The 14101-nt window shown below is 39.8% G+C and carries 10 protein-coding genes (1 of these 10 only partly in view); 9 read left to right on the top strand and 1 reads right to left on the bottom strand.

The features are described 5' to 3' along the window. The 9 genes from EAE89_RS17130 to ychH all read left to right on the top strand — a co-directional run. Window positions 1–46, top strand: the final stretch of a protein-coding gene (locus EAE89_RS17130; RefSeq protein ID WP_425312811.1) for an inverse autotransporter beta domain-containing protein. 3398 nt of this gene lie to the left of the window's left edge; 46 of the gene's 3444 nt are visible here — the last part of the coding sequence; its start codon lies off the left edge, out of view; the stop codon is at window positions 44–46. Then, window positions 43–2619, top strand: a complete 2577-nt coding sequence (locus EAE89_RS17125) for an Ig-like domain-containing protein (protein ID WP_214086292.1) — start codon at window positions 43–45, stop codon at window positions 2617–2619. Before EAE89_RS17130 ends, EAE89_RS17125 begins: the two co-directional genes overlap by 4 nt. A gap of 801 nt (window positions 2620–3420) precedes the next feature. Continuing rightward, on the top strand, window positions 3421–4923 hold the full coding sequence (locus EAE89_RS17120; RefSeq protein ID WP_214086291.1) for a hypothetical protein: 1503 nt from the start codon (window positions 3421–3423) through the stop codon (window positions 4921–4923). A gap of 584 nt (window positions 4924–5507) precedes the next feature. Beyond that, the gene (locus EAE89_RS17115) at window positions 5508–7016 is read left to right on the top strand and encodes a hypothetical protein (RefSeq protein ID WP_214086290.1); all 1509 of its coding nucleotides are present in this window, start codon (window positions 5508–5510) and stop codon (window positions 7014–7016) included. A 145-nt stretch (window positions 7017–7161) separates the two neighbouring features. Next, window positions 7162–8664 (top strand): hypothetical protein, encoded by a 1503-nt coding sequence (locus EAE89_RS17110; protein WP_214086289.1) that lies wholly within the window; start codon window positions 7162–7164, stop codon window positions 8662–8664. A 173-nt stretch (window positions 8665–8837) separates the two neighbouring features. Further along, window positions 8838–9524 carry a hypothetical protein gene (locus tag EAE89_RS17105; protein ID WP_214086288.1) on the top strand — a complete coding sequence of 229 codons (687 nt, stop codon included), beginning with the start codon at window positions 8838–8840 and terminating at the stop codon, window positions 9522–9524. Continuing rightward, window positions 9521–10846 (top strand): hypothetical protein, encoded by a 1326-nt coding sequence (locus EAE89_RS17100; protein ID WP_214086287.1) that lies wholly within the window; start codon window positions 9521–9523, stop codon window positions 10844–10846. The genes EAE89_RS17105 and EAE89_RS17100 overlap by 4 nt, the downstream gene beginning before the upstream one ends. Window positions 10847–10945: 99 nt before the next feature. Then, the gene (locus EAE89_RS17095; RefSeq protein WP_214086286.1) at window positions 10946–11911 is read left to right on the top strand and encodes an Ig-like domain-containing protein; all 966 of its coding nucleotides are present in this window, start codon (window positions 10946–10948) and stop codon (window positions 11909–11911) included. Between the two features lie 664 nt (window positions 11912–12575). Continuing rightward, a complete protein-coding gene (ychH, locus tag EAE89_RS17090; RefSeq protein ID WP_054480555.1) occupies window positions 12576–12851 on the top strand; it encodes a stress-induced protein YchH in 276 nt (91 codons plus the stop codon). 255 nt (window positions 12852–13106) lie between these two features. Here the strand turns inward: ychH and prs are convergent, their stop codons facing one another. Further along, window positions 13107–14054, bottom strand: coding sequence for a ribose-phosphate diphosphokinase (gene prs / locus EAE89_RS17085; RefSeq protein WP_015834664.1), 948 nt, complete (start codon window positions 14052–14054; stop codon window positions 13107–13109). Between the last annotated feature and the right edge of the window lie 47 nt (window positions 14055–14101).

Here is a 14101-nt window from a genome sequence, read left to right as displayed (position 1 = left end):
CGCTACAACAACGGCACGGACAGTTATACCTTCACGGCGACGGTGAAAGATGGGCATGGCAATCTGGTGGTGGATAAACCGATCGAGATTGACTGGCAGACAGACTCAACGGTGGCCGGGTTAAAACTGACGAAACAGAGCAATTCGGTGAGTAATGCGCAGGGGCAGGTCACCGCGACCTTAACCAGCACGGCGGCGGTGACGGATGTACAGGTATCGGCGAAAACGGCCAGCCAGCAAACGGCGGCGGTGAATGCGGATAGGAAAGTCAGCTTTGAGGCGCTGAGCGGCAGTTATCGAGTCACCGACGTGACGGTGGATGTGGATAAAGACGGGAAGCGCTACAACAACGGCACGGACAGTTATATCTTCACGGCGACGGTGAAAGATGGGCATGGCAATCTGGTGGTGGATAAACCGATCGAGATTGACTGGCAGACAGACCCAGCGGAGGCCGGGTTAAAACTGACTCAACAAAGCCATTCGGTGAGTAACGCGCAGGGACAGGTGACCGCGACCTTAACCAGCACGGCGGTGGTATCGGATGTACAGGTGTCGGCGAAAACGGCCAGCCAGCAAACGGCGGCGGTGAAAGCGGATAGGAAAGTCAGTTTTGAGGCGCTGAGCGACAGCTATTATGTCGCCAGCGTGACGGTGGATGTGGATAAAGACGGGAAGCACTATAACAACGGTATCGACAGTTATACCTTCACGGCGACGGTGAAAGATGGGCATGGCAATCTGGTGGTGGGTCAGTCGATCGATATTGACTGGCAGACAGACCCAGCGGTTGACGGATTAAAACTGACGAAACAGGGCAATTCGGTGAGTAACGCGCAGGGGCAGGTTACCGCAACCTTAACCAGCACGGCGGCGGTGACGGATGTGCAGGTGTCGGCGAAAACGGCCAGCCAGCAAACGGCGGCGGTGAATGCGGATAGAAAAGTCAGCTTTACAGAGCTGAGCAGCAGCTATTATGTCGCCAGCGTGGCGGTGGATGTGGATAAAGACGGGAAGCGCTACAACAACGGTATCGACAGTTATACCTTCACGGCGACGGTGAAAGATGGGCATGGCAATCTGGTGGTGGATAAACCGATCGAGATTGACTGGCAGACAGACCCAAAAGTTGACGGGTTAAAACTGACAAAACAGGGCAATTTGGTGAGTAACGCGCAGGGGCAGGTCACCGCGACCTTAACCAGCACGGCGGTGGTATCTGATGTGCAGGTATCGGCGAAAACGGCGGGTAACTCGTCGTGGGTCGAGACTGATCGAAAGGTCAGCTTTGAGGAGTTGAGCAGCAGCTATTATGTCGCCGACGTGATGGTGGATGTGGATAAAGACGGGAAGCGCTACAACAACGGCACGGACAGTTATACCTTCACGGCGACGGTGAAAGATGGGCATGGCAATCTGGTGGTGGGTCAACCGATCAATATTGACTGGCAGACAGACCCAAAAGTTGACGGGTTAAAACTGACGAAACAGAGCAATTCGGTGAGTAACGCGCAGGGTCAACTAACGGTGACCTTAAGCAGTACAGTGGTAGCGATTGATGTACAAGTGTCTGCAAAAACGGCTAACCAGCAGACGCCAATGAATGCGGATAAAAAAGTCAGTTTTATCAGCCCTGATGAGCTTGCTTCTCTTACTGTTAGTCCAGATCACGTAACAGAAGGAGAAGGCGCGGAACATACTTACACCTTCACTGCCACAGTAAAAGATTTTTCCGGGCAGGCTAAAAGTGGTGTTGCGGTGGCTTGGAGTGCAACAAATAGTGAGGGGGTTACCATTATTGATAAAAACTTGGTTACTCAGGTAGTGGGTGATGGTAAAACAGATGCTGATGGGAAAGCGCAATATCAGGTATATAGTAAAAGTGGCGGGTTTGTTGCTGTTATGGTAACGGCTAAAGTGAATGATTCATCTGTTGGTTCTAAGAATAAAACAGTGGAAATTAAGGCTAATGAGCAGGATGTTGCTAACTTCTTTATAGTGGATTATCACCCTAAAGATGGAAAAGGACCCGGGCGTTCGGTTCCAAAAGAAAGAATGAATTTTGCTTGGCCAAAAATGAGGTTTGAACCCGAGTATTTGCCTGGAGAATCAACTATAGCTGATTATACTGGAGTATATGACTCAAGTAATAGGAACGTAGTTGATGTGGATAGACATTATTTTCAAGTTAAAAAAGCAGGAACGGTTACATTAACTGCGACATTTACACACCCAGAATCGGGTCGGTATTTAAAATATGTTATTCCCGATGTGAAAATTAACCACTTTGTAATTATTGATAGTTCTAGCTCGACAGGGCCGGGGATTGGTTACGCTTACTCGGAGGGTCGTATTGACAAGAGTAAACCTTTACCTCGTTGTACAAGAGGAAATAGGATAAAGGAGAGTGATCTTGGTAGCTCAATTGATTATCTGGTTAATGATTTGAATTTAAATCTTCTGAAAAAAGGTTTGTTAGGTAATCCAACTACAGGGCTAGTTAATAACAAAATAACAATGGGAGGGTTGTATGTAGCAGGACAAGAGGAAATTCAGGCTCATTTGCTGGATAATAACGATCTAAATGCAGTGGCTTATATAGTTTTATGTGAAGAGTAGGAAGGAAATAATAGGTAGTGAGCATTATTGTTGAAGCGCACTATTTTGATAGAAAATTAGGTGTTTGTTACTGATTGGTGTTTAATTCTAATATGAAGTTTAATATGTTAGCACTTACAGCAGATATAATTTCAGGAATGACGATTTTAGAAGAGTGTTCAGTTGTCATTACTGCTACTTATAGTGAAAATGTAGCCATGTTATCTTCTCGTTATTTGAATCGATCCAGTCCCTAATGAACGATCACAGAGGTTTCTCGTACATTAGCTGTAGCTGGAATTTTTACTCATCAAGATTATTTAGAACTTGAACAGTGAGGGAAAATCAATTATTTGATTATTCAAGGAAGGGACTTGGATGCTTATGTTGTAGGGCTGGAAGTTGAAATCAATGTAGATGATGTTATTGATGTAAGTGTTTACGCTGATGGTATTATGGGAGAGGAGTTAGATTTAAGTATTTATTACTATTGATCCTCATACATGAATCTAAGGAAGATACGGAGGTTATAATAAGTGTTATTCAGCTTGGTCAGTCGCTTTTTTCATATATGGACTCATATGCTGATAGTTTCCGACTTAGTTTTTTGAATGTGAGGAGGAAGCACCGTATCCTATTTTACGATATCTTTTGGATAAAGAATATATTGCTATTACAGTAATGGCTAAAGTGAATAATTTATTTGTGTGACAAACAGGAAGGAGGTAATAGAGAGTAAGCATCGTTGTATAAACGCATTATTTTGATAGAAAATTAAGTGTTTGTTACTGATTGGTGTTTAACTTTAATATGAGGTTTAATATGTCGACACTTACCGCAGATATAGTTTCAGGAATAACGGTTTTAGAAGCGTGCCCAGTTGTTATCACAGTGACTTATTCAGGTGATGATACTCATAAAGTAACGGAAACGACTGGCATAGTGCACAGTACCCCCAAAAATACCTATTTTGATAAAATTCCTCGTATTCCAAGAGATGTTGAGAAAAATACCTGCACTGCGAAATTTGTTGTTACTGCTGCTTCTGGCGCTGGTGATTTTACCATAGAATTTTCAGTGGATAAGGCTACGGACCCCGATGCTAAATTAGAAATTGCATTTCATTCTATTGATAAAAATGGTTTTTCACATGCAGCATTTGAACCTATCATTATTGGTGATTCGCTGATAAAAGATTTATCTCCGGCAGCAGATAATGAGGAGCCTTCTGATTTTAATAGTAACCTCCTCGTTAATCTATATGCTCTGAGTAAAACAAATGATCCATTACCCTATTTTCAAATTCCCCTGGTAACGGATAAATTAGTACGTATTTTTAGGTATGATAGGGAAAAAATTACGGAAGAAATATTTCCTTTTATTCAAGAACTGAATAATAATAAATACTATATTAATACAGATGATAAAGGTTTTGTTGCCTTAAAGATTTTTCCCAGTCAGGAGGAAGAGGGGAACTATGCAGTTAATATGTTCACTGAATTGCAGGGTTTTTCAAGGAAATCTTCATCAAATATTCTGTTTATTACAGAAGACATTGCTCCAGCGCTGGTGATGCCAGATATAGAAGAGCTGGACGGTGATAGATTAACGCCATCAACAGGATATAGCAATACAGGTTTTCATGTGAGTATCCCGTTCTATGAAGGTGTTAAACCAAGAGATAGAATTTTCTTAATGATCAGAGAAGATAATGATGAAACGCCAAGTGCGTCCACTGTCATTACTGATCTGAGTCAGTTGGATATCCCATCTATTTTAGTTCCATATGCCAGTATTCCAAATATTGGCAATAATGGGTTATACTATTACGTAGCTGATGTAATAGGAAACATAACTATGTCATCTGCCCTCTATTTTAATTTAACGAGATCAACACCAAATATACCACCAGAGATTAAGCGTATATTAGCGAGACCTAGAATCTTTAATCATAAACGACAGAAGGAATTTAGTTGGCCAGGTAAGATTAGTTTTAAGTATATTTTAGGTGGAGGGTTGGATGCCCATATTGCTGTGGGTAAAAACAGTGGAATAGAGGTAAATAATGTCATTAATGTACGTATTTACGTTAATGGTATTATCAATGATAATCCATCTTCGAAAATTTATTCTATTGATCCTCATACGGTAACTGCCGACGAAGTGGCGGCAGGAGAGACTATTATTCCACTTGGTCAGGCGTTTTTTACTAATATAGATTCATATGATGATGGTACGCCAGGCTTGGTTTATATCACTTACAGCGTAGGCAAAAACGAATCTAAGATTTGGTTTGGACATATTGATACTGTTCCACCTAGGTAATAAATTTAACTGATTGAGCTTTTATCTGTTTGTTGGAAAATGCTCACGCATTTTCCACTTTTCTGAACATATTTCTTATTGATGAACTGGCGATTCTTCATTACCAAGCTATAATATTTTATTAAGCGTTGTCATTTTACTTTCAACCAATGAATCACGGAGTTAATGGTGGCAGTATGAATAATGGTCAATATGGCGAAAAGTGATGTAACAATTATCGTAGTTTTAGCCCCAGATATATTGTGACCATATAGGATATATTTGGATATAAAGCTTATGTTATGAATAGTGGGTTTATTGCTATTACATTAATAGCTAAAGTAAATATTTGTTTGTGTGACAAACAGGAAGGAGATAATAGGGTAATAAATAGTAAGCATCGTTGTGTAAACGCATTATTTTGACAGAAAATTAAGTGTTTGTTACTTATATACCCTATGGATTTTAAGATGCATCGCGGCGGCAAGGGAGTGAATCCCCGGGAGCATAGCAAACTATGTGACCGGGGTGAGCGAGAGCAGCTAACAAAGAAGCAACTTGAAAGATAACGGGTATAGGCGTTTAACTTTAATATGAGGTTTCATATGTCGACACTTACAACAGATATCGTTTCAGGAATAACGGTTTTAGAAGCGTGCCCAGTTGTTATCACTGTGACTTATTCAGGTGATGATACACATAAAGTAACGGAAACGACTGACATAATGTACAGTCACCCAGAAAATACCCGTTTTGATAAGACCCCTCGTATTTCAAGAGATGTCGAGAATAATACCTGTACTGCAAAATTTGTTGTTACTGCTGGTTCTGACGTTGGTGATTTCACCATAGTATTTTCAATGGATAAGGCTACGGACCCTGATGCTGAATTGGAGATTGCATTTCATTCTATTGATAAAAATGGTTTTTCACATGCAGCGTTTGAACCTATCATTATTGGTGATTCGTTGGTAAAAGATTTATCTCCGGCAGCTGATGATGAACGACCTTCTGAATTGAATGGTAGCCTGCTTATTAATATCTATGCGTTGAGTAAAACAAATGAGCCGTTACCCTATTTTCAAATCCCTCTGGTAATTGATAATTTAGTGCGGGTTTTTGGGTATGATGGAGAAAATATTACGGAAGAAATATTGCCTCTTGCTCTACATTACAATAATAATAAATACTATATTAATACAGATGATAAAGGTTTTGTTGCTTTAAGGGTTTTCCCTCGTAAGGAGAAGAGTGGTAATTATACCGTTGATATGTTCATAGAATTGCCGGGTTTTTTAAAGAACGCTTCATCAAATATTCTGTTTATTATAGAAGACACTGCTCCAGCGCTTCCTGCGCCAGATATTGAAGAGCTGGATGGAAATAATAGATTAACTCCATCAGTAGGAAATAGTAGCACGGGGTTTCATGTGAGTATCCCATTTTATAAAGGTGCTAAACCGAGAGATAGGATTTTTTTAGTAATTAGAGAAGATAATGACGAAACGCTAAGTGCGTCTGCTGTAATTACTGATCTGAATCAGCTGGATAATCCATTTATTTTAGTTCCATATGCCAGCGTTCCAAATATTGGCGACAATGAATTATGTTATTATGTGGCTGATGTAGTGGGAAATATAGCTATGTCTTCTGCCCTCTATTTTAATTTAACAGGGTCAGTACCGAATGAACCACCAGAAGTTAAGCGGACATTAGCAGTACCCAGAATCTTTGCTCATAAACAGCAGTTGGAATTTAAACAGTCAGGTAGGATCAATCTTGAAAATATTTTAGGAGGAGGGTTGAATGCCCATATTGCTGTGGGTCAAAACAATGGAATAGATGTGGATAGTGTTATTAATGTACGTATTTACGTTAATGGTATTGTAAATGATAACCCGTCCTCACGACTTTATTCTCTTGATCCTCATACGGTAACTGCCGATGAAGTGGCTGCTGGGGAGGCTATTATTCCGCTTGGTCAGGCGCCTTTTACTCGTGTAGATTCATATCGTGATGGTACGCCAGGCTCGGTTTATATCACTTATAGCGTAGACAAAAAAGAGTCTAAGATTTGGTTTGGACATATTAATACTGTTCCATCTGGGCAATAAATTTAACTGATTGAGCTTTTACCTGTTTATGGAAAATGCGTAGGCGTTTTCCATTTTTCCGGACATGTTGCTTGTTTTGTGAACTAAATATTTCTTTATTGCCGAGCTATATTATTTGGTGTTTAACTTTAATATGAGGTTTAATATGTCGATACTTACAGCAGATATTGTTTCAGGAATAACGGTTTTAGAAGAGTGCCCAGTTGTTATTACTGTGACTTATTCAGGTGATGAGATTCATAAAGTAACAGAAACGACTGATATAGTGTACAGTGACCAGCAAGATGTCAGTTTTGATGAAATCTCTCGTATTGCAAGGGATGTCAAGAATAATATCTGCACTGCAAAGTTTGTTGTTACTGCTCATTCTGGTGCCGGTGATTTTACCATAATATTTTCAATGGATAAGACTACGGACCTTGATGCTAAATTAGAGATAGCATTTCATCCTATTGATAAAAATGGTTTTTCACATGCAGCGTTTGAACCTATGATTATTGGCGATTCGTTGGTAAAAGACTTATCTCCGGTAGCGGATGATGAGCAACCTTCTGAGTTTAACGGCAGCCTCGTTGTTAATATCTATGCGCTGAATAAAACAGATGATCCGTTGCCTTATTTTCAAATTCCCTTGGTAACTGATAGGATGGTACGTATTTTTGGTTATGAGGGAAGGAAACTTACGGAAGAAATATTTCCTTTTATTCAAGAACTCAGTAATAGTAAATACTATATTAATACGGATAGTAAAGGTTTTGCTGCCTTAAGAGTTTTTCCTAGTAAGGGAGAGGGAGGTAACTATACAGTTAATATGTTTACAGAGTTGCAGGGTTTTTCAAGGAAATCTTCGTCAAATATTCTGTTTATTACAGAGGATATTGCTCCAACGCTGGCAACGCCAGATATTAAAGAGTTAGATGGCGATAGATTAATACCATCAGTAGAAAATAGTAGCACGGGTTTTCATGTGAGTATCCCATTTTATGAAGGTGCTAAACCGAAAGATAGAATCTTCTTAATGATCAGGGACGATAATGATGAAATACAAAGTACATCTACTGTCATTACTGATCTGAATCAGTTAGATATACCATTTATTTCAGCTCCATATGCCAGTATTCCAAATATTGGCGATAATGAATTATACTATTATGTGGCTGATACAATGGGAAACGTAGCTATATCATCTTCCCTCTATTTTTATTTAACGAGGTCAGTACCAAATCAACCACCAGAGATTAGGCGTACATTAGCGGCACCTAGAATTTTCACTCATAAAGATCAGAGTGAACTTAAACAGCGAGGTAAGATCAATCGTGCAAAAATTTTAGGTGGAGGGCTAGATGCGCATATTGCTGTGGGTAAAAACAATGGAATAGATGTGGATAGTGTTATTAATGTACGCATTTACGTTAATGGTGTTGTCAATCATAGTCCATCTTCAAAAATTTATTCTCTTGAACCTCATACGGTAACTGCCGATGAAGTGGCGGCAGGAGAGGCTATTATTCTATTAGGTCAGGCACCTTTTACAGGTGTAGACTCATATCGTGATGGACCGGGATTAGTTTATGTCACTTATAGCGTAAATATAAAGAGTTCCAAGATTTGGTTTGGACGTATTGACACGGTTCCACCTGGACAATAAATTTAACTGATTGAGCTTTTATTTGTTTATGGGAAATGTGTGAGCGTTTTCCATTCTTCTAGCCATATTCTTTGTTTGTGAACTGGCGATTTATTTATTGCGTAACTACAATATTTTCTTAAACGTTATTATTTTATTTTCAATTAATAAATCATGGAGTTAATGGTGACAATATGAATAACGGCATCTCAAGTGTGATTATCACAGAAAACGCGGCGATAAGTGATTTAACCGGTTACCCTAATCTTAATCCCAAAAATATTGTGACTCTATATGGTCTACCTGGATATAAATTCTATGCTACGACATCTATCGGTGCTTCTATTGTAGATGATAATATTGATGTGGATCAGATCACATTGACGTTAGATGAGACTGGAGCAGGACATTTTTATGTTCGTTCTCCGTTTGAACATAAAAATATTGAAAATAGCGAAGAGTTTTCGGCTTTTGTGATGATTTCCCCACAAGAGGATATGAATAAGGTAATATCTTTCCCGCTTATTTTTGGTAATTATCGTCAGTCTGATGAAGCTATAGTATTTACCGCCTATAATTATACCACAGGTGCTCCGGCAGATGGGAGGACGCCTTGCTCGATATATCTTTTTATTGATCGCGAAAATAATGATGATATTAATCAAATCCGTATAAGAGTGAATAATAATGCAGTCATTGAGGGTTATAATAAAGACTGGGCAGATATTCCATTAAAGGAGGATGGCAGTGCGACAGTGAATGTGACTAGCAATACAGTAGGTAAAGTTAATGTTTGGCTAACAGCACCTGATTCAGATTCAGGGGATACAGTCAATTTTGTTTTATCGTTTAGACCGATTCCAATGGGAGGTGAAATATGATTACCAATCACGACAATACACTTATTCCTTTATCGTCGCCAAAATTGCCGCAAGCAGATAATGATGGCTTGATTGATGTTTCTGTTCAACAGAACCAAGATTTAATTATCAAAGTACCTTATTATGAGGATATAGAAACCTGGGATGTGATCGTGGTCAGTGTTGGGGGAATTTTTTCTCGCCCCTATTATGTTCAGAATATTAATCTTGATTTTTTTACTGTAATTATGCCGTTCTCTGAAATACCAGATGGTTGCTATAATGTGACTTATACATCAGCGGATGATTTCGAGAATGAAAATTTCTCTAAGCCGGCTGTTATTAAAATTATTAATTCGCCATCGATAAAATTATTACCATCAGTTTATCCAGATGCAACATCTGGCGTTATTCACTATTCATCTCTTGTACAACATCATGGGTTAAATGTGCATATCAGTTATAGGCAGATGCAGAAAGGCGATAGCGTTATATTCCACTGGCAAGGACATAATTTTAACTATGATCCGATTGTGAGGGCTGCTTGGGATGCACAACCAATAACAGTCAGTGATGAGGATGTTAAGCAGGGTTATGTTTCTTTAGTGGTGCCGGTGGAAAATGTACTTTGTTTGGGTCAAGAGGGAGTGGGAACCGGGTATTATGAGGTTGGTAATGCTATTTCTGCTCCAGGTTCAGTGATATTGTCACTAATGGATATGTCATCTGTCATAATATCAATTAGTGAAGGTGCGCCGATAGTATCTAATGAATATCCCAGAATAAAATCGAAAAATTTGGTGGCGGTTTATGGGCCACCAGGAAAAAGGTTATCGGCTAGTGTTGAGTCGGGCAATATTATTGAAGGGGATGGTACAAAATATCAGTTTGCTCCCAATAGTTTCGGGCTGGCTTATTTCCATTTGCAATCTGAGACAACGGGTAGTTTTCGCTGTACTGTTTCTGCGGAGGATGGGGCTATAACACCAGGTGTAGGTCAGGCAATATTTAGTGAGTGGAGGGATGGAGTAGATATTATCAAAGCTTATGCATTTACCTCTGAAGTACCTGCTGATGGCGTGAGTGTTTGTAGTGGTTATGTGATTGTGGACCGTACTATCTATTCTGGCAACAGATTACTTGTTCGTACTGATGGCTCCTCGATAATTTCAGGTTTTGGTGATAACGAGAGAGAGTTGCAGGTTGCAATTAGTCAGGATGGTTGTACAACTTTCCATATAACTAATACTAAAGCAGAAAAAAATAATGTGATAATAAGTTTACCCGATACTGATAAGTCGATTCAATTTTCTATTAATTTTAAATATTTTCCTTCTATTTAGTGTAAGGAATATTGTTATTATCAAGTTGAAATCATTTTATTTTTAATTTTAAATCGATGATAACATATATACATAATAGTGATAAATTAGGAGAATGAAATGAATGATGAACAAGCACCAAAAGATGCTAAAACATTAAGTTGGGTATCAAGTAAAAAAATAGAAATTGCGGATAAGCCTATATATGTTGGTATAAACGTAATTCAAGATGGTTATTTATTGCATGGGATGAATATAATTTTAACATTAGATAATGAATCTATGGTATTTAAAGAAAATAATGAGCGTAAAATTACAAAAAATACAGGAGTAATGGGTGAAGCATCAGTTGAAATTATCTCTGTTGGTTCAACTCCGTGTCAAGGAAATGTAGATGCCTGTTTGGACGGTGATACTCAAATAAAAGCCTCTCCTCTCCAGATAGAGTTTACTGCTGTCCCTCAATGTGTGACAGGTATTAATCTTGACCGAGAAAAAAATAATGTATGGGCTAATAGTACCGATGAGAATATCGTAGTTGCAACTGTGTATGATCAGTTTGGTAAAGGAATTAAAGGCCAAGAAATAACCTTTGAGGCAGATATTGGGGGAAAGGTATTTCCATCGTCGGGTATAACAGATAAAGATGGTAAAATAACGGTTTCAATACAATCTGATAGCGATGGCAGGTTGATACTAATAGCACAAGTGGGAAATATTATAAAGGGTATAGCTGTGGATTTCACATATAATCCATATCAGTTAAAGATCACAAAATCTCCGTCTGAGTTGTATTCATTTTCGAGCGGTATTATAACTGGATATTTATATAAGAATGGTATAGGTGAACCTAATGTAACCATGGCAGTATCTACGGGATCTTATCTGTCAGTGAGTGATGAAGACAAAAATATGACTACCGATAAAAATGGATATTTTAGCTTTAGTGTTTATTCTACTTATGCTCAAGAGTGTTCGCCTCATCATCATATTCCTATGAGTAAATTTTCATCTGTTGGTATAAGTTGTATAGATGGACTGATGTATTATCAAACGTGGATAACGTTAACCCCAGGGCTATGTTAGTCACTAGTAGGCTCTGGATATTTGGGGGGGATGCTGATTGTATGATTACTTATTGAAAAATTGGAGAAATCCCCCTATTTTTAGCCGTTATCATACAGTTTGAAAATAAGACGATTTTTATTATCTCGATAAGAAGCACTGATTGAAGATATATATACCCAATAGATTTCAAATTGCAGCGCGGCGGCAAGTGAACGCATCCCCAGGAGCATAGATAACGATGTGACTGGGGTAAGTGAATGCAGCCAACAAAGAGGTAACTTGAAAGATGACGGATATATAACTTGGATGGAATTTCACAACTATCATTGTTATACATCAATATTTAGTTAAAAACCTGAGTGTCACTTTGAGTGAAGTTCAGGTTACTCAATTCATTATTTTTTCATGTTATTTCTTATAATGATTAGGGGGTGGCTATTAAATCTCCTTTAGTTGTGATCGTACCCGCAATGACCTTTTACCAAATAGGGCTATACTATCTATACCCAATGGATTTCAAGATGGATCGCAATGACTTGAAAGATAACGGGTAATAGCCATAGATAGTCACTGCCTCAATTACGCCTATTGGCATAGGCTTTTAGTAAGCATTAACTTTGGAGTTTTTGGTTCTTAGTGTTCACGGAGAGTGTGTATTTACGAAGAGTGTTGGAGGTAACATATGAAACGTCAAAGTGCCTTCATAGTGGGTAATGTATTAATGGGCATCGGTATGTTCACTATAGTGAGTAGTCTGGTTTATACATTACTGCCCCACATTTTCAGCCTTGGCTGGCCTGAGTTTTTATCTGAAGCCGCGCTATTGGGGGTCTTTATTGGTGCTCTTGTTTGGCTGGCTGGTGCCGGTGTTGGCGGTCGGGAAGGTGTAGCAGATCGTTACTGGTGGCTAAGAAACTATGATGAGCGTTATCGTCGTGGTAGTCATCGGTATCCATAACAAAAATAGAGTTAGTTATATACCCTATGGATTTCAAGACGCATCTCGACGGCAAGGGAGTGAATCCCCGGGAGCATAGATAACTAGGTGACTGGGGTGAGCGAGTGCAGCCAACAAAGAGGCAACTTGAAAGATGACGGGTATAGTTTGTGCTAATGGAGAAGTATTACTATTCCAGAGTCAGCAGAAAACCCGTTGAAGCTCTTGTACAACGGGTTTTTTCTTAAATAGCGATATATGAGTGCAACTTATTTATTAGTGCTCAAACATCGCAGAAATTGACTCTTCATTGCTGATACGGCGGATCGCTTCAGCTAACATACCTGACAACGTCAGAGTACGAACCTTATTCAACGCCTTGATTTCAGCAGACAGTGGAATGGTGTCACAGACAACCACTTCATCAATCACCGAGTTTTTAATGTTGTCCACCGCGTTGCCGGAGAAAATTGGGTGAGTTGCGTAAGCAAATACACGTTTGGCTCCACGCTCTTTCAGTGCTTCGGCTGCTTTACATAAGGTACCGCCGGTATCGATCATGTCATCGACCAGTACGCAGTCGCGGCCAGCGACATCACCAATAATGTGCATCACCTGAGAAACGTTAGCGCGTGGGCGGCGTTTATCAATGATAGCCATATCCGTATCGTTCAGTAGCTTAGCGATAGCGCGCGCGCGGACAACCCCGCCAATATCCGGGGAAACAACGATAGGGTTTTCCAGCTCTTTTTGTAACATATCTTCCAGCAGAATTGGGCTGCCAAATACGTTATCAACCGGAACATCAAAGAAACCTTGAATCTGTTCAGCATGCAGATCAACTGTTAGCACACGGTCTACGCCGACACTGGACAGGAAGTCTGCAACCACTTTGGCGGTAATCGGCACACGCGCTGAACGGACACGGCGGTCCTGACGGGCATAACCGAAGTAAGGGATTACTGCGGTAATACGTCCTGCGGAAGCGCGACGCAGTGCATCAACCATAACGACTAATTCCATTAGGTTGTCGTTAGTCGGTGCACAAGTGGACTGGATGATGAAAATATCACCACCGCGCACATTTTCGTTAATTTGCACACTGACTTCACCGTCGCTGAAACGGCCGACGGCAGCATCTCCAAGGTTAGTGTACAGGCGGTTGGCAACACGTTGTGCTAGTTCCGGGATAGCGTTACCAGCAAAAAGCTTCATATCGGGCACGAGAAAAACCTCAGGCTTGCGTCCAGAGAGATATTGTTGACCAATAC

This window comes from Photorhabdus heterorhabditis, assembly GCF_018448905.1.
Classification (GTDB): domain Bacteria; phylum Pseudomonadota; class Gammaproteobacteria; order Enterobacterales; family Enterobacteriaceae; genus Photorhabdus; species Photorhabdus heterorhabditis.
The sequence above is the reverse complement of the archived record's forward strand: the minus strand, read 5'-3'. Positions and strand labels throughout refer to the sequence as shown.